18 protein-coding genes are annotated in these 16,722 nt (G+C 66.4%); 12 read left to right on the top strand and 6 right to left on the bottom strand.

The window, feature by feature from the left end; all coding sequences use genetic code 11:
* Positions 1-73 precede the first annotated feature (73 nt).
* Complete coding sequence (locus tag ACPRTJ_RS20010; RefSeq protein WP_043860912.1) at positions 74-1,012, top strand: LysR substrate-binding domain-containing protein; 939 nt, start codon at positions 74-76, stop codon at positions 1,010-1,012.
* Here ACPRTJ_RS20010 and ACPRTJ_RS20005 read toward each other — a convergent pair.
* Both ACPRTJ_RS20005 and ACPRTJ_RS20000 read right to left on the bottom strand, forming a co-directional pair.
* Positions 951-1,703 carry an anti-sigma factor family protein gene (locus tag ACPRTJ_RS20005; RefSeq protein WP_088515176.1) on the bottom strand — a complete coding sequence of 251 codons (753 nt, stop codon included), beginning with the start codon at positions 1,701-1,703 and terminating at the stop codon, positions 951-953. The genes ACPRTJ_RS20010 and ACPRTJ_RS20005 overlap by 62 nt on opposite strands.
* Positions 1,700-2,209, bottom strand: coding sequence for a sigma-70 family RNA polymerase sigma factor (locus ACPRTJ_RS20000; RefSeq protein WP_043860914.1), 510 nt, complete (start codon positions 2,207-2,209; stop codon positions 1,700-1,702). The genes ACPRTJ_RS20005 and ACPRTJ_RS20000 overlap by 4 nt, the downstream gene beginning before the upstream one ends.
* Positions 2,210-2,340: 131 nt before the next feature.
* Between ACPRTJ_RS20000 and ACPRTJ_RS19995 the strand changes: the two genes are divergently transcribed.
* The 8 genes from ACPRTJ_RS19995 (at position 2,341) to ACPRTJ_RS19960 (ending at position 11,567) form a co-directional block, all read left to right on the top strand.
* Entirely contained in the window at positions 2,341-3,384 is a 1,044-nt protein-coding gene (locus ACPRTJ_RS19995; RefSeq protein WP_100633362.1) for a catalase family peroxidase, read from the top strand.
* The gene (locus tag ACPRTJ_RS19990) at positions 3,381-3,908 is read left to right on the top strand and encodes a cytochrome b (RefSeq protein WP_058541244.1); all 528 of its coding nucleotides are present in this window, start codon (positions 3,381-3,383) and stop codon (positions 3,906-3,908) included. Before ACPRTJ_RS19995 ends, ACPRTJ_RS19990 begins: the two co-directional genes overlap by 4 nt.
* A 172-nt stretch (positions 3,909-4,080) precedes the next feature.
* Positions 4,081-5,337, top strand: a complete 1,257-nt coding sequence (locus ACPRTJ_RS19985; protein ID WP_426427233.1) for an OprD family porin — start codon at positions 4,081-4,083, stop codon at positions 5,335-5,337.
* Between the two features lie 196 nt (positions 5,338-5,533).
* Positions 5,534-6,064, top strand: a complete 531-nt coding sequence (locus ACPRTJ_RS19980; protein WP_054915138.1) for a sigma-70 family RNA polymerase sigma factor — start codon at positions 5,534-5,536, stop codon at positions 6,062-6,064.
* Positions 6,061-7,008 carry a FecR domain-containing protein gene (locus tag ACPRTJ_RS19975; RefSeq protein WP_426427232.1) on the top strand — a complete coding sequence of 316 codons (948 nt, stop codon included), beginning with the start codon at positions 6,061-6,063 and terminating at the stop codon, positions 7,006-7,008. The genes ACPRTJ_RS19980 and ACPRTJ_RS19975 overlap by 4 nt, the downstream gene beginning before the upstream one ends.
* A 154-nt stretch (positions 7,009-7,162) precedes the next feature.
* Positions 7,163-9,646 carry a TonB-dependent siderophore receptor gene (locus ACPRTJ_RS19970; protein ID WP_196932448.1) on the top strand — a complete coding sequence of 828 codons (2,484 nt, stop codon included), beginning with the start codon at positions 7,163-7,165 and terminating at the stop codon, positions 9,644-9,646.
* 113 nt (positions 9,647-9,759) lie between these two features.
* The gene (locus ACPRTJ_RS19965) at positions 9,760-10,956 is read left to right on the top strand and encodes an MFS transporter (protein ID WP_058541248.1); all 1,197 of its coding nucleotides are present in this window, start codon (positions 9,760-9,762) and stop codon (positions 10,954-10,956) included.
* 62 nt (positions 10,957-11,018) lie between these two features.
* Entirely contained in the window at positions 11,019-11,567 is a 549-nt protein-coding gene (locus ACPRTJ_RS19960) for a cupin domain-containing protein (RefSeq protein ID WP_043859772.1), read from the top strand.
* Positions 11,568-11,633: 66 nt separating this feature from the next.
* Here the strand turns inward: ACPRTJ_RS19960 and ACPRTJ_RS19955 are convergent, their stop codons facing one another.
* Positions 11,634-13,124, bottom strand: a complete 1,491-nt coding sequence (locus tag ACPRTJ_RS19955) for a DASS family sodium-coupled anion symporter (protein ID WP_054915142.1) — start codon at positions 13,122-13,124, stop codon at positions 11,634-11,636.
* 439 nt (positions 13,125-13,563) lie between these two features.
* Between ACPRTJ_RS19955 and ACPRTJ_RS19950 the strand changes: the two genes are divergently transcribed.
* The gene (locus ACPRTJ_RS19950; protein ID WP_043859774.1) at positions 13,564-13,893 is read left to right on the top strand and encodes a hypothetical protein; all 330 of its coding nucleotides are present in this window, start codon (positions 13,564-13,566) and stop codon (positions 13,891-13,893) included.
* A gap of 132 nt (positions 13,894-14,025) precedes the next feature.
* Here the strand turns inward: ACPRTJ_RS19950 and ACPRTJ_RS19945 are convergent, their stop codons facing one another.
* The 3 genes from ACPRTJ_RS19945 to ACPRTJ_RS19935 all read right to left on the bottom strand — a co-directional run bounded on the left by ACPRTJ_RS19945 (position 14,026) and on the right by ACPRTJ_RS19935 (position 15,192).
* A complete protein-coding gene (locus ACPRTJ_RS19945; protein WP_043859775.1) occupies positions 14,026-14,328 on the bottom strand; it encodes a hypothetical protein in 303 nt (100 codons plus the stop codon).
* A 216-nt stretch (positions 14,329-14,544) separates the two neighbouring features.
* Positions 14,545-14,733, bottom strand: coding sequence for a hypothetical protein (locus ACPRTJ_RS19940; protein ID WP_043859776.1), 189 nt, complete (start codon positions 14,731-14,733; stop codon positions 14,545-14,547).
* Positions 14,734-14,871: 138 nt separating this feature from the next.
* Complete coding sequence (locus ACPRTJ_RS19935) at positions 14,872-15,192, bottom strand: YbjQ family protein (RefSeq protein WP_043859777.1); 321 nt, start codon at positions 15,190-15,192, stop codon at positions 14,872-14,874.
* Between the two features lie 177 nt (positions 15,193-15,369).
* Between ACPRTJ_RS19935 and ACPRTJ_RS19930 the strand changes: the two genes are divergently transcribed.
* Both ACPRTJ_RS19930 and ACPRTJ_RS19925 read left to right on the top strand, forming a co-directional pair.
* Positions 15,370-15,753 (top strand): hypothetical protein, encoded by a 384-nt coding sequence (locus ACPRTJ_RS19930; RefSeq protein WP_370409155.1) that lies wholly within the window; start codon positions 15,370-15,372, stop codon positions 15,751-15,753.
* A gap of 120 nt (positions 15,754-15,873) precedes the next feature.
* Positions 15,874-16,662, top strand: a complete 789-nt coding sequence (locus ACPRTJ_RS19925; RefSeq protein WP_058541250.1) for a hypothetical protein — start codon at positions 15,874-15,876, stop codon at positions 16,660-16,662.
* Positions 16,663-16,722: the final 60 nt, after the last annotated feature.

Below are 16,722 nucleotides of genomic sequence, written 5' to 3'. Positions count from 1 at the left end.
CGCGCAAAGTTGAATATTATCGAAGGCCGGTTCCGATACCCGTCAGATATCACACCGCGCCAGGGACGCCGCCATGATCGAGACCCGCCTGTTACGCCAGTTCATCGTCGTTGCCGAAGAACTGCACATCCACCGCGCCGCCGAACGCCTGCACATGGCCCAGCCACCGCTGAGCCAGGCGATTGCGCGGCTGGAACAGAAGCTCGGTTGCACACTGCTGGTACGTCACTCGCGCGGGGTGTGCCTGACCGGCGCCGGCCAGGCCTTCGTCGAGACCGCGCGCGCCACCCTGAGCCTGCTGGACCAGGGCGCCGAACACGCCCGCGAGGTGGCCGACGGGGTCAGCGGGCACCTGCGCATCGGCAGCCTGGCACTGGCCGGCTACCCGCCGCTGCTCGAGGCCCTGCGCCGGTTTCGCGCGCAGTGGCCCAAGGTGCGCCTGAGCCTGCAGCAGCAACCCTCGGCGCAACTGGCCGAGGGCGTGCTGGGTGGTGAACTGGACGTGGCCTTCATGCGCCAGTTGCCGGGGCTGAGCGAGCGCCTGCACAGCCGGCTGATCCTCGACGAGCCGCTGCTGCTGGCGGTGCCTGCCGGGCACCGACTGGCCCACGGTGGCCCGGTGCACCTGGGCGAGGCCGCAGACGAAGACTTCGTGTTCACCCCGCCGGCCCTGGGCAGCGGCTTTCACCAGCAGATGCTGAGCCTGTGCGAACGCGCTGGCTTCACCCCGCGCATCAGCCAGCAGGCGGCGCAGATGCAGACACTGGTCAGCCTGGTGGGCTGCGGGTTCGGCGTGGCCCTGGTGCCGCAGGCGGCGGCGCGGGCCAACCGTCAGGACGGCGTGCACTTCTGTGCCCTGCACGACACCCCGCCGCTGGGCCTGTACATGGTGTGCCCGGGGGAGCAGAGTACCCCGCAGGCACGCCACTTCATGGACCTGTTCGCACCCGCTACAGGGCAATCCCCAGTGCCTGGCGCAACTGCGCGGCACGCGGCTCTGCTGCCGGGCTGACCAGCGCGTAGTTGTAGGCGCCCTGCGACCAGTAGCGGGCCTGCAACTCGCCGTCCACCCGCTCGCCACTGGGCATGCGCGCATAGTGCTCGCCGGGCGAGCGCAGGAACAGGCTGACCCGCTCGCCGCTGGCATCCTGGAACAGCAGCAGCGCCGCCGGCCCCTGCTCGTTGCTGAGCAACCGCGCGCCCACCGGCGTGAAGCCATAGGCCGAGAGGTCCGGCAACTGCCCTGCCTGGGCAAAGTGCTCGCCCAGCCAGGCCTGCAATTGCCCCGGCCGCTGCACGTTCAGGTCCAATGTGCCCGACTGGGCAAACAGGCGGTGCGCCTGCACGGCATCGGCCATCGGTGCGAGGCCCGCCTGCAGGCTCGACTCGCGCGCCTGCCAGCCGCCCAGGCCACCGATGCCCAGTGCCACCAGCAGCATCGCCGCGCTGGCCCATTGGCGGCGATGGCGCTGGCGCACGGCGCGGCGCACGGCTGCCGGGTCGAGCCGCGGGTTCGCGGGCTGCTCAGCCAGCCCGGCCAAGGCGGTGCGCAGCAGGCGTGCATCGGCGCGCCAGCCCTCGACCCGCGCCGCCTGCTCGGGGTGGGCTGCCAGGTACAGTTCCACCTCGCGGCGGCGCGCCGTCTCGAGGCGTTCGTCGACATAGGCGTGCAACTCGTCTTCGGACGGGATCAGCCGGCTCATTTCAACCTCCGCAATGCCGGGGGCGGCGTATTGCCCTCGGCCAGTTCTCGCATTGCCGCACGCGCCCGTGACAGGCGCGACATCACCGTGCCGATGGGCACGTCCAGGGCCTGGGCGGCCTCCTTGTAGCTCAGACCCTCGACACTCACCAGCAGCAACAGCGCCCGTTGCTCGGTGGGCAGGCGCGCGAATGCGGCCAGGCCCGACTCGGCGAGCACGATATCCTCGGTGCTGCTGCCCACCGCCTCGTCGCGCCCGAACCACGCCAGCCAACGGGCATGCCGGCGCTCGCGGCGCTTGGCGTCGATGAACAGCCGGTACAGGATCGCGAACAGCCAGGCGCGCAGGCTGTCATCGCCACGCTGCTGGCCGCGCCGGCTCAGGGCGCGCTCCACCGTGGCCTGCACCAGGTCGTCGGCGCTGCTGGCCTCACGGGTCAGCCACAAGGCAAAGCGGCGCAGGCGCTGGAGCATGTCGCGCAACTGGTCGTCATCAAGATCGTTCATGGTCGGGGTTCTGGGCGGCTGGCAGTCAGTGTACGAGGCAGACGCTCGCCGCCGAAATTTATTCCCGCCGGCGTGGAATAAAACCTGGTGCGGTGCGTCGTACCGGCTCATTCACTGACCGGATCGCCGCCATGAGCACTCCGTTAAACGGTCGCGCCCGCACCCTGCGCCTGGCCGTCATCGGCCTGGGTATCGCCGCCCTGGGCGCAAGCTTTGCCTACGCTGCCGGCTGGATCGGCCCGCAGCGCCTGACCCCGCAACGTATCATCGACACCTTCGAGGCCCAGGCCGGGCACTACCCCGGCTATCGAAAGAACCACGCCAAGGGCCTGTGCGTGAGCGGCTATTTCGACAGCAGCGGCCAGGCTGCCAGCTGGTCGCGGGCCCGGGTGTTCAGCCAATCCAGAGTGCCGGTGATCGGACGTTTCGCCATCGGCGGCGCCAACCCGTTCAGCGCCGACGCCAGTGTCGCCACCCGCAGCCTGGCGCTGCAGTTCAGCAGCGACGACGGTCAGCGCTGGCGTACCGGCATGAACACCCCGCCAGTGCTGGCCGTCAGCGATGCCGCAGGGTTCTACGAACAGGTGCTGGCCTCGACGCCCGACCCGGCCACCGGCAAGCCGGACCCGGCGGCCTTGCAGGCGTTTTTCGCCAGGCATCCCGAAAGCGCTGCCTTCCGCCAGTGGGCCAGGGACTACAAGCCCTCCGACAGCTTTGCCAGCTCGGCCTTCAACAGCATCAACGCGTTTCGCCTGGTGGATGCGGCGGGCAAGGTGCAGTACGTGCGCTGGAGCCTGCAGCCGCACAGCGACTTCGCCCCGTTGCCAGCCCAGGTCGACGACAGGAACTTCCTTCAGCACGACCTGCAGCAACGCCTGGCCAAGGGCCCGCTGCGCTGGACCCTGCGCCTGACCCTGGCCGGCGCCGACGACCCGGTGGACGACCCCGCGCGCCCCTGGCCCGTCACCCGCCAGCAGGTCGATGCCGGCACCCTGGTGATCGACCACATCGATGCGCCCGAGCAGGGCGAATGCCGTGACCTGAACTTCGACCCGCTGATACTGCCCGACGGCATCCAGGCCTCGGCCGACCCGATCCTGGCCGCCCGCTCGGCCGCCTATGCCGAATCCTTCAACCGGCGCAGCCGCGAAACCGCCCTGGGGGCCCACCCATGAACCTGCACCCGTCCACCCGCTTCCACCCGCTGGCGCGCCTGCTGCACTGGCTGATGGCCGTGTTGATCCTGACGATGCTGTTTGTCGGCGTGAGCATGGTCGCCGACCTCTCGCCCCGCCACCCCTGGCTGGTCAGCCTGCACAAGGCCATCGGCCTGGCCCTGCTGGTGCTGGTGGTGCTGCGCATCGCCACACGCCTGCGTTACGCCACCCCGCCCCTGCCCAGCGACCTGCCACGCCTGCAGCAGTGGGCCGCCAAGGCTTCGCACCTGCTGCTGTACGGGTTGATGCTGGGCATGCCGCTGATCGGCTGGGGCATGCAATCGGCCGGTGGCTACCCGCTGCCGTGGCAACTGCCGGCCATCGCGCCCCACGACCTGCGCCTGTACGCCCTGCTGCGCGCCCTGCACGGCTGGCTGGCGTACCTGCTGTTTGCCACGGTGCTGGTGCATATCGCCGCCGCACTGGTACACGGTTTTGTCCGCCGCGATGGCGTGTTGCGCAGCATGTGGCCGGGGCGCTGAGCGCGGCGGCGCAGCAACAGGCAACCTACCTGGCAACGGGCATAACGTTAACACGTTAACTTTTTTCGCTCGCAAGCCTGCAAAGGCTTTCGGAGCAAAAAGATAATATGTTAATTATATGCCCGCACCGCAGCAGCGGCTGCCGCCAGAACAACAACAAAAGGTAGATTGCATGTCGTTTTCCCGCCGTCCCCTGACGGCCAGCGCCGGCCTGTGCGCCGCGCTTGCGCCGTTGCTTGTGCAGGCCGATTTCATCCAGGACAGCAAGGCCAGCCTGGAGGCCCGCAACTTCTATTTCAGCCGCGACTTTCGCCAGCACACCGCGCCCCAGAGCCAGGCGCGGGAATGGGCCCAGGGCTTCATCCTGCGCATGGAATCGGGTTACACCGAAGGCACCCTGGGCGTTGGCCTGGATGCGCTGGGCGAGCTGGGCCTGAAGCTCGACTCCAGCAAGGCGCACCGGGGCACCGGCCTGCTGCCGTTCGGCGCCAGCCAGGAGCCGGCGCACGACTACAGCGAACTGGGCCTGACCGCCAAGCTGCGCCTGGGCAAGAGCGTGCTCAAGCTCGGCACCTTGCAGCCCACCTTGCCGGTTGCCTCGATCAACGACGTGCGCCTGCTGCCCTCGACCTACAACGGCAGCCTGCTGACCTCGCAGGACATCGACGGCCTGACCCTGAACGTGGGCCGCCTGGAAAAACAGAACCTGCGCGACTCCTCGAGCAACGACCAGATGAGCTATGCCGGTGTCCAGAGCAGCCACCTGGACCTGGCAGGCGGCACCTACGCACTGCGCCCCAATCTGGCGCTGAGCTACTACTACGCACAGATGCACGACCTCTACCGCCAGCACTACGCCGGGCTGGTGCATGACCTGCCGCTGGCCGAAGGCGTGAGCCTGCGCAGCGACCTGCGCTACTTCGACACCCGCGAACAAGGCAGCGCCAACCTGCGTTCCGCTGCGCGGGTGGACGGCGGGCGCATCGACAACCGCTTCTTCAACGGCATGCTGACCCTGGGCGTGGGCGCGCACAAATTCGGCCTGGGCTACCAGAACCTCTCGGGGGACGGCGACTTCGCCTACCCGGGGCTGGACCCGTACTCGGTCAACCTGGTGACGGTGAATGTGTTCACCAAGGCCGAAACCGATGCGTGGCAGGCGCGCTACGACTACAACTTCGCCGCGCTGGGGCTGCCGGGGCTGAGCTTCATGACCCGCTATGTGAATGGCAACCATATCCAGACCGCGACGGTGAGCGGCGGCAAGGAATGGGAGCGCGACACCGACATCGCCTATGTGGTGCAGAGCGGGCCGCTGAAGAACGTGAGCGTGCGATTGCGCAATGCGACGTTCCGTTCCAGTGGCGGGTTGACCAGCGATATCGACGAGAACCGCTTGATCGTGGGGTATACGCTGGCGTTGTGGTAATCGCCAAGGGGCCGCGTGGCGGCCCTTTCGCGGGGCAAGCCCGCTCCCACAGGCACACCGCTGCCTTGCAGGACGGTGCAGACCCCGTGGGAGCGGGCTTGACCCGCGATGCGCCCAGCGCTATTTCACCTGCCCTCTTCCTAACATTCTTGGGAATGCTTATCATCTGCATCCTTTTTCCCCGGAAGTCGCCAGGATGAGCGCCCCCACCTCACCCGCCAACGCCGAAGTCGGCCAGCTCTACCAGCACCATCACCTGTGGTTGCAGCACTGGCTGCGCCGGCGCCTGAGCTGCCCGCAGCGCGCCGCCGACCTGATGCAGGACACCTTCGTGCGCATCCTCGCCTCGTCCGAGTCGCTGGAGCTGGTGCGCCTGCTGCGCGAGCCGCGCAGCTACCTGGCGACCGTGGCGCGGCGGGTGATGATCGACCACTTCCGGCGCCAGAAGCTTGAACAGGCCTACCTCGAGGCCCTGGCCGCCCAGCCGGTGTACGAGGAGATCTCGCTGGAAGAGCGCCTGCTGATTCTCGAGACCCTGCGCGAAGTCGACCGCCTGCTGGCCGGGTGCGGCGCCAAGGCGCGCCAGGCGTTCCTGATGGCCAACTGGCTGGGCATGACCTATGGCGAAATCGCCACGGCGCTGGGCGTTTCGCTCAGTTCGGTGAAGAAGTACATGTACAAGACCACCGAGCGCTGCCTGCTGCTCGCCTTCGACGAGCAGCCATGAGCAACGACCGCGAAGCGCAGCGCCAGGCGCTCAAGGAAGCCGCCCGCTGGCATGTGCAGCGCATGGCCGGCGATGCCAGCCCCGGCCTGGAACGGGCCTGGCGGGCATGGTTGGACAGTGCCCCGCAGAACGGCTGGGCCTGGGCCCGGGTCGAGCAGTTGCATGGGCAACTGGCCAGTGTGCCGGGTGGGCTGGCGTTCGATGCCTTCAAGCGTGCCGAAGCCCAGGGCCTGACCCGCCGCGGCGTGGTCAAGGGGCTGCTGCTGGCGACCGGGCTGGGGCTGGGTGGCTGGGCCAGCTACCGCAGTACTCCGGCGCAGGCGTTGCTGGCGGACGTGCACAGTGGCACGGGTGAAATTCGCAGCGTCACCCTGGCCGACGGTAGCCAGCTGGTGCTCGATACGGCGTCGGCGGTGAACATCCGCTTCGACAGCCGGCAACGGCTGATTCAGCTGGTGCGCGGGCGGATCCTGCTTACCAGTGGCAAGGATGTGCAGCAGCGGCCGTTGCGGGTGCAGACCGCGCAGGGTGTGGTGCAGGCGTTGGGCACGCGCTTCAGCGTGGCGCAGCAGGCCGGGCGCAGCGAGGTCGAGGTGTTCGAGCATGCGGTGCGGGTCAGCCCCTTGCTGGGGGAGGCGCAGCGCCTGGAGAGCGGGCAGGCGTGCGGGTTCAGTGATCAGTGGGTGGATAGCCCGCAGCTGGCGGCGGCCCAGGCGGCGTGGAGCCTGGGGCAACTGGTGGTGGAGAACTGGCGGCTGGGTGATCTGCTCGACGAGCTGGGGCGGTACCGGCCGGGGTTGCTGACCTATGCGCCGCAGCTGGCAGAGCAGCGTGTGTCGGGCAACTTCTCGTTGACCGACAGTGATGCAGCGCTGTCGGCGCTGGCGCGCTCGTTCGATTTGCGAATCGAGCGGCATGGTCGGTACTGGGTGCGGGTGATGTAGGCGCCGGCCTTGTCTGGCCGGCTCTTGACCTGCACAGCGCAGTGTTTGATGCAGCAAAAAAAATTCCTCCCCCCGCGGTACCTTTTCTCATTCTCATCCGCCTTGTCTGAAACACCCCCTTTCGCGCATCCCTTCTGCATCCGACGAGGCCCCCATGTCACCCCGTTCCCCCCGCCTGCTCCCCGCCCACCTGCTGGCCGCCGCCATGGCCGCCAGCGTGCTGCCAGCCCCCTCGGCGATGGCCGATGAAGTCAGCAGCAGCCGCACGGCCTACAACATTCCGGCCGGTTCGCTGGCCAGCGTGCTCGGCGCCTTCGCCGCCGCCAGCAGCCTCAACCTGTCCTACGACGCCGCCCTCACCCGCGGCAAGCAGAGCCCCGGCCTGCAAGGCCAGTACGCCACCCTCGACGGCCTCGGCCGCATCCTGGCCGGCAGCGGGCTGCAAGCTTTCCCACAAGGCGACGGCAGCTACTCGCTGCGCCCGGCCCCCAGCAGCAACGGCGCCCTGGAACTAGGCGCCACCAATGTCGACGGCACCCGCACCAGCAGCACCGGCGACAGCACCGACAGCTACACCGTGCGCAGCGTCAGCATCGGCAAGGGTCAGCATTCGTTGCGCGAAACCCCGCAGTCGGTCACGGTCATCACGCGCAAGATGATGGACGAACAGAACCTCACCAGCCTCGAACAGGTGATGGAGAAAACCCCCGGCATCACCGTTCACGACTCGCCCATGGGCGGCAAGTACTTCTACTCGCGCGGCTTCATGATCGCCGGCCAGTACCAGTACGACGGCGTACCGCTGGATGTGGGCGGCAACTACGTGCAGGCCAACAGCTTCTCCAGCGACATGGCCTATTACGACCGCGTCGAGATCATGCGCGGCGCCGCCGGCATGATGAAAGGCGCCGGCAGCTCGGCCGGCGGGGTCAACTTCATTCGCAAGCGCGGCCAGGACAAGGCCGCCACCCACGTCACGCTGTCGGCCGGCACCTGGGACAACTACCGCGCCCAGGTCGACACCGGCGGCCCGCTCAACGACGCCGGCACCCTGCGCGGGCGCGCCGTGGTCGCCCAGCAGGACCGCAAGTACTTCTACGACATCGGCGAGCGCGAAGACCAGGTGGTGTACGGCGCACTGGACTACGACCTGAACGAGGACACCACCCTGGGCCTGGGCCTGGCCTACGAAAAGCTCGACGCCAAGCCCTGCTGGCAGGGCCTGCCGCGCTACAGCGACGGCAGCGACCTGAAGCTGTCGCGCTCCACCTGCCTGGGCGCGTCGTGGAACCACTGGGACAGCGAGCGAACCAGCCTGTTCGCCGACCTCACCCACCGTTTCAACGCAGACTGGGCGCTCAAGGTCGCCTCGATGTACACCCACAACGACCAGAACATGCAATACGCCATGGGCGAAGGCACCGTGCCGGTGGGCAGTACCCAGGGCGCCTCGAAGCTGTACTCCGGGCTGTTCGACTACGACCAGGACGACTACGGCTTCGACGCCAACCTGGACGGCCATTTCCAGGCCTGGGGCCTGGAGCACGAGATCATCGTCGGCGCCAACGCCAGCCGCTCCAAGGGCCGCGACCGCTACGAACTGATCAACCTGACCGAGCTGTACGGCGTCACCCAGAACCCGTTCAACCCCAACCCGCACATCCCCAAGCCGGGTGACTCGGTCTACGAGAAGGAGTCCTACCGCGGCGGGCCGATTCCGGTGACCTCCGACACCCGTCAGTTCGGCACCTACGCCACCCTGCGCCTGAAGCTGGCCGAGCCCCTCACCGCCGTACTCGGCAGCCGCGTCAGCTGGTACCGCAACAGCAGCGACAGCTACACCCAGGCCTGGGACTACTGGCAGCGCAACCGCAGCCAGGAGAACGGCCAGGTGACGCCGTTCGCCGCGTTGATCTACGACCTGGACGACACCTGGTCCGTTTACGCCAGCTACGCCGACATCTTCCAGCCGCAAAGCACCTACACCAAGGCCGACGGCAGCTCGCTCAAGCCCAAGACCGGTGCCAGCTATGAGGTGGGGGTCAAGGCCGAGTGGTACCAGGGTCGCCTCAATGGCGCCTTCAACCTGTTCCGCAACACCGAGCAGGGTCGCGCCGAGGCTGACTACAACACGGTATGCGGCGGGTCGTCCGACGGTTTCTGCTACACCGACAGCGGCAAGGTGCGCGCCCAGGGCTTCGAAGCCGAGCTGAGCGGTGAACTGATCGAGCGCCTGCAGGTGCTGGCCGGCTACACCTACACCCAGGTCGAATACCTCAAGCGCATCGACGACACCCGCCAGGACGCCACCTTCACCGCCAGCTACGTGCCCAGGCACATGGCGCGGGTGTGGACCAACTACGACCTGGACGGCGCCCTGCAGCGCTGGAGCGTGGGCGGCGGGGTCAGCGCGCAGAGTGCCAACCACTTCGTGGACCGCAACACCAAGATGGTGCAGCCCGGCTACGCCCTGTGGAGCGCCCGCATCGGCTATCGCCTGGATGACAACTGGAGCCTGGCCCTCAACGGCAACAACCTGTTCGACAAGCACTACTACAGCAGCGTCGGCGCCGCTGGCTGGGGCAACTTCTATGGCGAGCCGCGCAACCTGATGGTGACCCTGCAAGGCGACTTCTAACCCACAGCAACAAGGCTGAAGTCAATTAAATGATTATTACTATCGTTTACAGGCTTTAGCCTTGGGGACAGCTGCGGCACAATGGCCGCCTTGCTCCTCTGCCTTGGATAGCCATGAACACCGCCCAGCAACCCCCGCTGCTCAAAACCCCCGCCTTCGACCTGCGTCCGCTGATGGTGGTCAACATGGCCTGCACCATGGCGATGATGGCCTTCGTCGCCCTGATCGGCCCCATCGCCCGCGTGCTGGGCCTGGCAGCCTGGCAGGCGGGGGCGGCGGTCACGGTAGCCGGGGTGGTGTGGATGCTGCTGGCGCGCCCCTGGGGCCGGGCCAGCGACCGCTTCGGTCGCCGCCGGGTGCTGCTGGTGGGCACCGCGGGGTTCACCCTGGCCTATTGGGCCCTGTGCCTGTTCATCGATGGCGCACTGCGCTACCTGCCGGCCACCTCCCTGGCCTTTGCCGCACTGGTGATCGGCCGCGGCCTGATCGGTGCGTTCTATGCCGCCCTGCCGGTCGGCTGCGCCGCGCTGATTGCCGACAACATGCAACCGCAACAGCGCGCCCGCGCCATGGCCTCGCTGGGTGCGGCGAACGCCGTGGGCCTGGTGATGGGCCCGGCACTGGCCGCGCTGCTGGCGCGCCACAGCCTGAGCCTGCCGTTCTATGCGATGTCGGTGCTGCCACTGCTGGCATTGCTGGTACTGCAGTTCAAGCTCAAGGGTCAGGAGCTGCACCTGAGGCAACCGCCCCGCCCCGTCAGCCTGACCGACCCGCGCCTGCTTCGCCCGCTCACGGTGGCCTTCGTGGCGATGCTGTGCGTGTCGCTGGCGCAGATCACCGTAGGCTTCTTTGCCCTTGACCGCCTGGGCCTGGCGCCTGCCGATGCCGCCCAGGCGGCGGGCATTGCCCTGACCATGGTGGGTGCGGCGCTGATCTTCTCGCAGGTGCTGGTGAGCAAGTTGCAATGGCCGCCGCTGCGCATGATCCGCGTGGGCGGCTGCATCAGTGCGCTGGGTTTTGCCAGCGGCGCCCTGGCCGACAGCGTGGGCATGCTGTGGGCGTGCTACTTCGTCGCTGCGGCCGGCATGGGCTGGGTGTTCCCGGCGTTCCAGGCGCTGGCGGCGAACGCGGTGGATGCCGGTGAACAGGGCGCGACCGCAGGCTCTGTGGGCGCGGCACAGGCCCTGGGCACGGTGATCGGGCCGCTGGCCGGCACCCTGATCTATGCCCTGGACCCGCGCCTGCCGTACCTGATGGCCGCCTTGCTGCTGCTGTTGATCGCCTTGTGGCCGGTGCCTGCACGCCAGTAGGCGGGTTCGGCGACGGAATGTGTTTTAATGCGTCGCCCATTATTTTTGACATCAAGGCGGCTATGGACACGGGGACACGACTCAAACTGGTACGTGAACGCACCAAGCTCTCGCAACGGGAGCTGGCCAGGCGCAGCGGCCTGACCAACTCGACGATTTCACAGATCGAGCAGAACCGCGTCAGCCCATCGGTGAGCTCGTTGAAAAAGCTGCTGGAAGGCATCCCGATGTCGTTGGCGGAGTTCTTCAGTTTCGACGAACCGCCGCGCGAAGAACGCTTCGTGTTCCGCGCCAACGAGCAGCCCGACCTGGGCAGTGGTGGCTTGCGCATGCTGCTGGTCGGCGCCAGTGTCGAAGGTCGGCAGATGCGCATGCTGCGCGAGCTGTATGCGCCCGGCGCCGACTCCGGCGAAGAGCCGATCGTGCACACCGAGGGCGAGGAATGCGGCCTGGTGACCCGTGGCACCATCGAGTTGCGGGTAGACGGCCAGGTCAGCGTGCTGAACTCCGGCGACGGCTACTACTTCCCCACCACCCTGCCCCACAGCTTCAAGAACATCGGCCAGGACGAAGCCGAGATCATCAGCGCCAACACCCCGGCGAACTTCTGATGAGCATCGCTGCAAGCGGCAAGCTGGCTCGGCCTCGCTTGCCGCTTGCCGCTTGCAACGGCCCCTCTACATCCAGCCCAGCCAGTGCCACCATGTTGCGGCGAACACCAGCATCAACCCGTACCCCACCAGCGTCACCACGATCCCGACCTTGGCAAACTGCCGCGCGTTGAAGGTTTCGGTACCCAGGCACACCATGTTCTGCGGTGCGTTGATCGGCAGGATGAACCCGTAGCTGACCACAAACCCCAGCACCATGGTCATGCCCAGGCGGCTGAAATCCCCCGGCAAGGTCTGCAGCACCGCGATCAGTATCGGCAGCAGCGCCGAGGTCAGCGCCGTGGCACTGGCAAAGCCCAGGTGGATCACGATCAGAAACGCCGCCAGAATCGAGAACACCCCCAGCGTGCCCAATTGATCCAGCCCGGTATTGGCCACCACCTGCCCGCCCAGCCATTGCCCGGCCTGGGTGGTCAACAGGGTGGTGCCCAGGCTGATGCCGACGCCGAACACGATCACCGTGCCCCACGGAATACGCGCCTGCACATCCTTCCAGGTCATCACCCCGAAGCGCGGCAGCAACAGCAGCACCAACCCGGCGTAGGTGGTCGAGGTGGTGTCGAAGTGATGCAGCTTGCCCTCGGTGGCCCAGGCCAGCAGCAACAGCAGCGACACCCCCAGCAGACGCTTCTGCGCCCCGCTCATCGGCCCCAGCGCCTGCAACTGCTCGGCTACCGCCGCCTTGCCGCCGGGAATGCTGTCGCTCTCGGGGGGCAGCATCCTGAGCACCAGCACGATCAGCACCACCGACATGATCAACGCCCACGGCGCCCCGGCGATCAGCCAGTCGATCCATGACACCCGTGCACCGAGCATCTTGTCCATGAAGCCGACCGTCAGCAGGTTCTGCGCGGCTGCGGTCTGGATGCCGATGTTCCAGATGCTGGTGCCCTGGGCCACGATGATCATGATGCCGGCGGCGATGTTGGAGCGCTTGTTCACGCCGAACGCAGCGATCACGCCCATCATGATCGGCACCACGCAGGCACTGCGCGCCGTGGCACTGGGCACCACCAGGCTGAGCAGGATGATCACCACCATCGCCCCCAGCAGAATGCGTCGGGTGCTCACGCCCACACGGTTGAGCGTGACCAGCGCGATGCGCCGGTCCAGCCCGGTGTGGGTCATCGCCGCTGCGATGAACAGGGCCCCCACCACCAGCGCCAATGCCGGGTTGGCAAAGCCCGTCAGGGCCATGCTCACGGCTGCCGACGAGCCGTAGATCACCGACGGGTCGGCAAGGGTCGGTGCGGTGCCCAGCAAAAATGCTAGCAGCGAGGTGATCATGATCGCACTGGCTTCGTACGACACCGCCTCGGTGATCCAGATCACCACCGCAAAGGCCAGGATCGCCAGCACGCGGTGACCGGCCACCGGCAGATCGGCCGGCAGCGGCAACAGCAGCACGCCGACCAGCGCGACGATGCCCAGCAGCAGGCCCACGGGCAACAGGGGTTGAGCGCCAGGCGCTGCGGGAGGATTGGCGGGGGTACTCATGGGCAGGACTTCTTTGGCAACAAAACAGGCCCCTATCATCCCCAGCGCCTGGCCGGTACGCGCTGACCCGGGTCAATACATGGCCAAGACGCCCTGACCAGAGCGCTTTGTAGGACATTCCAACAGCCTGTGGCGCGGCGACCCGTAAGCTCGAAAAAGACTGACCGGTCATTTGTAGTGAATAAAAAAAATCACTACAAAACCTATTGACGGCATTCGTTGCCCCTTGCATGATGAGGCCGTCTCCCTGATCGGGAGCGCTGGCAAAGGGTGTTCCAGACAGTTCGAGCGGTTTCGGGCTGTCCGTGGAGAGGGACTGTCCAAAAGGCAGAGTGAAGAAAGCCCCTGTTGCGACGCTGCTGTAGCAGCCTTGGTAGATCGCTACATGAAGTAGCGCAGGTTTGAACTCACCAACGACGAATAGGTAATAGGGGGCTTTATGATCAACTTGAACAACCAACCCACCATCGACCAATTGGCTCAGCTGTTCGCTGCCCGCAAGGACAGCCTCGATGACCACCTGCTGTGGGTCAGTGCCACAGGTGACGTGCACATCGACAAGATGCCGCCGCACACTGTCGAAGAGGCGATCGATGCGAAGCGTGAAATGCGCGCCCGTTTCAGGATGTTCCGCCGTGGCAAGGGCTACGTCGGCAAGAAGGCAGCGGCAGACACCGCGTTTGTCGCCAAGGTGCTGGAGACCCTGCAACAGGAATGGCCCGCCATCCGCGAGCGCCAGGACGTGAAGGTGATCGACCGGCTGTGCTGAGCCAGGCGAATTGAAAAAGGCGACCTTCGGGTCGCCTTTTTCATGCGTGCCTTATCGCCTCATCGCGGCTCTGGCTCGCCCCACCGTCTGCGCACATTCCCTGTGCGCCACGACAGGGCGTAACCGCAGGCATCAGGCCTGACGACGAAACCGCGGGTGCTCCATCGGCACGGCGTCGGTGGCCAACGCCCGGGCCCGGTCCACGCCGCGTACCAGCGCACGGCTCATGGTTTCTCCCGGGCACGAGGGGTAGTACTCCTCGAACAGCGCCTTGCCCCGGCGCCCGTACACCCCCAGGAACATCTGCGTGGCCCCGGTGCGCGACAACCGCACCTGCACGTCGATGCTGGTGCCATCGCTGAGTTCTTCGTCATGGCTGCGGCTGTGCAGCTGAGAGTCGGCCCACGCCCAATAAGTCTCTTCCCTGATGCGCATCGCACTGCTCCTTGTTCGTTCGAACCGACAGTAAGGCATACAACCGCCAAGGGGGCTAGCGACAGCCGTCGCCCCATTGAGCGAGGTCAAGAAAGCCGCATAAAACGGCAGATTCAGCGTACCGGTCGTCTGTTTGCGAAATAGCCTACAACTTGCATGAAAAAGCCCCACACACCGCAGCACAGGCTGGATGGCGGGGCCTCTTCGGCGTCGTGGCTACTTCTTGCGCAGGCCCGGCAGAAACCGGCGGCGCTCGCTGCGCGGTGGCACCGTGGAGCGCACACGTACCGGCGCGTCTTCCAGGGTCATGTTGGCAAACCCCAGCTGGAACGCTGCTTGCCCGCAACGCACCTGGCTGTTGATGGGAAACTCGTCACCATCGTCTTCGAAATACGATTCCTTCATACCCGGCTCCCCTGCTGTGGATCACTACCGGCACGCAGATGAATGCCTAGGAAATAGTGACCTGTTGCTTTCAGAGACTAGCCGGACATTTGAAGACTGCCTGGTCACTTATTGTCACACCCGACCAGTGGCCTATGGCTACCTGAGTTTGACCGCGGTGCCGGTGACGAACACCACCACCATGCCGCCACGGGCCGACGGCATGCTGATTTCGTAATCCAGGCCGATCACTGCATCGGCCTGCAGGCTGCGGGCGCGCTGGCGGATTTCGTCGGTGGCCTGGATGCGCGCCTCTTTCAGGGCGCTTTCCAGGGTTTGCGAACGGCCGCCGAAAAAGTCGCGAAAGCTGGTGAAGATGTCGCGTACCACGTTGATGCCCTGCACCGATTCGGCGCTGACTACATCCAGGTAGGCCGCGACTTCGCGCCCTTCGACAGTGCCAGTGGTGGTGAGGATCATTGCGTACTCCTGAGCGTTGTCGGGACATGCCCCGACCCAAAAGAACGCGATGGTAACAAACCCGCACTTTCGCCGCCCGTCACTTGCGGCCCGCTCAAGTGCGGCTATTTTCATTGGAACGTTGTTACAGCGTATTAATACTTCGGACGGAGTCGAAGCATGTCGATACCACGTTGCATGAGCGTTCTTGCATTGGGCCTGGTGCTGGCCGGGCTGGCGGGCTGCAGCAGCATCGATGCCCGCACCACACAGTACGTCGGGGCGCCCCATCCTTCGCCCACCGCCGCGGCTACGGTCGAGGTACTGCGCAGCGAACCGACCCGCCCCCATGTCCGCCTGGGCGAGATCGTGGTCGATGCCAGCGTGTCCCCGCCGCCACCGATCACTGACGTGGAGCAGAAGCTGCGCGAACAGGCCGCCAGTATCGGCGGCGACGCCGTCGTGGTGGTCTACGACCGCATCCAGCCGGTTTCGGCCTATGTCAGTGGCCCGCTCTGGGACCGCGATATCCGCTCCATCGACGGACGCAAGCTCAAGGGCATCGTCATCAAGTATCAGTGACCCTGTGGTCGCCGGTGGTGCCGGCGCCAGCGTACGCGCCCATTCGCCCCCTGGGGCCCCTGCCTCGCTGGCAAGGCCGGCCCCTGCCCAGAAGCGCAATATTGAACAGGCACCACCGTCATGCAAAGGACCACCGCCACTTGTCTCGTACTGCCCTGCGCCCTGCTGTTCCTGCAGCACGCCCTGGCGGACAACGCCGAAACCGCCAACAAGAGCAACAACCCGCTCAACCTGGCACCGGGCCTGAACCTGCAGGACTACTACACCCCCTCGGTGTACGACAGCAACGTGCATACCAACGATTTTCTGGTGCGCGGCACCCTGCCGGTCGCCCCTGGCGAACTGCTGCCGGTACCGCAACTGCTGCGCGCCACCCTGCCCATCAGCACCCGACCCGACCCCCACGGCGGCTACAGCACCGGCATCGGCGACCTCAACCTGTTCGACATCTTCCTGCTCAAGACCGAAGGCGTGCAGCTGGGCATCGGCCCGCAGCTCACCGCCCCCACTGCCGAGCACGACGAGCTGGGCACCGGCAAGTGGCAGGCGGGGCTGGCGGCGGTGGCCATCGACGCCTCGCCACGCGGGCTGCTCGGTGCGCTGGTGCAGTACCAGAGCTCGTTTGCCGGCGACCATGACCGCGCCCACGTCGAAACCGCCACCCTGCAGCCCTTCATCATCCACAACCTGCCCAAGGGCTGGTACCTGCGCTCCACCGGTACCTGGACCTTCGACCTGAAGAACGACACCCACTACATCCCGCTGGGGCTGGGCGTGGGCAAGGCCTGGAAGGCCGGCAGCAACATCCTCAACGCCTTCATCGAGCCGCAGTGGACAGTGGAAAAGAAAGGTGACGGCCTGCCGCAGTTCACCGTGTTCGCCGGCCTCAACGTGACCTTCGGCAAGTAGCCAGCCCACGACCGGACCCTCCGGCAGCCAGCACCCTGTGCGTTCAATTGAAGGAGCACC

It is taken from the genome of Pseudomonas palmensis, from assembly GCF_049942755.1.
Lineage (GTDB): Bacteria > Pseudomonadota > Gammaproteobacteria > Pseudomonadales > Pseudomonadaceae > Aquipseudomonas > Aquipseudomonas palmensis.
The sequence above is the reverse complement of the archived record's forward strand: the minus strand, read 5'-3'. Positions and strand labels throughout refer to the sequence as shown.

What these genes read in the sequence shown, in the direction of transcription:
- ACPRTJ_RS20010 (WP_043860912.1), top strand. Translation starts at nt 74, where the DNA reads ATGATCGAGACCCGCCTGTTACGCCAGTTCATCGTCGTTGCCGAAGAA.
- ACPRTJ_RS20005 (WP_088515176.1), bottom strand. Translation starts at nt 1,703, where the DNA reads ATGAGCCGGCTGATCCCGTCCGAAGACGAGTTGCACGCCTATGTCGAC.
- ACPRTJ_RS20000 (WP_043860914.1), bottom strand. Translation starts at nt 2,209, where the DNA reads ATGAACGATCTTGATGACGACCAGTTGCGCGACATGCTCCAGCGCCTG.
- ACPRTJ_RS19995 (WP_100633362.1), top strand. Translation starts at nt 2,341, where the DNA reads ATGAGCACTCCGTTAAACGGTCGCGCCCGCACCCTGCGCCTGGCCGTC.
- ACPRTJ_RS19990 (WP_058541244.1), top strand. Translation starts at nt 3,381, where the DNA reads ATGAACCTGCACCCGTCCACCCGCTTCCACCCGCTGGCGCGCCTGCTG.
- ACPRTJ_RS19985 (WP_426427233.1), top strand. Translation starts at nt 4,081, where the DNA reads ATGTCGTTTTCCCGCCGTCCCCTGACGGCCAGCGCCGGCCTGTGCGCC.
- ACPRTJ_RS19980 (WP_054915138.1), top strand. Translation starts at nt 5,534, where the DNA reads ATGAGCGCCCCCACCTCACCCGCCAACGCCGAAGTCGGCCAGCTCTAC.
- ACPRTJ_RS19975 (WP_426427232.1), top strand. Translation starts at nt 6,061, where the DNA reads ATGAGCAACGACCGCGAAGCGCAGCGCCAGGCGCTCAAGGAAGCCGCC.
- ACPRTJ_RS19970 (WP_196932448.1), top strand. Translation starts at nt 7,163, where the DNA reads ATGTCACCCCGTTCCCCCCGCCTGCTCCCCGCCCACCTGCTGGCCGCC.
- ACPRTJ_RS19965 (WP_058541248.1), top strand. Translation starts at nt 9,760, where the DNA reads ATGAACACCGCCCAGCAACCCCCGCTGCTCAAAACCCCCGCCTTCGAC.
- ACPRTJ_RS19960 (WP_043859772.1), top strand. Translation starts at nt 11,019, where the DNA reads ATGGACACGGGGACACGACTCAAACTGGTACGTGAACGCACCAAGCTC.
- ACPRTJ_RS19955 (WP_054915142.1), bottom strand. Translation starts at nt 13,124, where the DNA reads ATGAGTACCCCCGCCAATCCTCCCGCAGCGCCTGGCGCTCAACCCCTG.
- ACPRTJ_RS19950 (WP_043859774.1), top strand. Translation starts at nt 13,564, where the DNA reads ATGATCAACTTGAACAACCAACCCACCATCGACCAATTGGCTCAGCTG.
- ACPRTJ_RS19945 (WP_043859775.1), bottom strand. Translation starts at nt 14,328, where the DNA reads ATGCGCATCAGGGAAGAGACTTATTGGGCGTGGGCCGACTCTCAGCTG.
- ACPRTJ_RS19940 (WP_043859776.1), bottom strand. Translation starts at nt 14,733, where the DNA reads ATGAAGGAATCGTATTTCGAAGACGATGGTGACGAGTTTCCCATCAAC.
- ACPRTJ_RS19935 (WP_043859777.1), bottom strand. Translation starts at nt 15,192, where the DNA reads ATGATCCTCACCACCACTGGCACTGTCGAAGGGCGCGAAGTCGCGGCC.
- ACPRTJ_RS19930 (WP_370409155.1), top strand. Translation starts at nt 15,370, where the DNA reads ATGAGCGTTCTTGCATTGGGCCTGGTGCTGGCCGGGCTGGCGGGCTGC.
- ACPRTJ_RS19925 (WP_058541250.1), top strand. Translation starts at nt 15,874, where the DNA reads ATGCAAAGGACCACCGCCACTTGTCTCGTACTGCCCTGCGCCCTGCTG.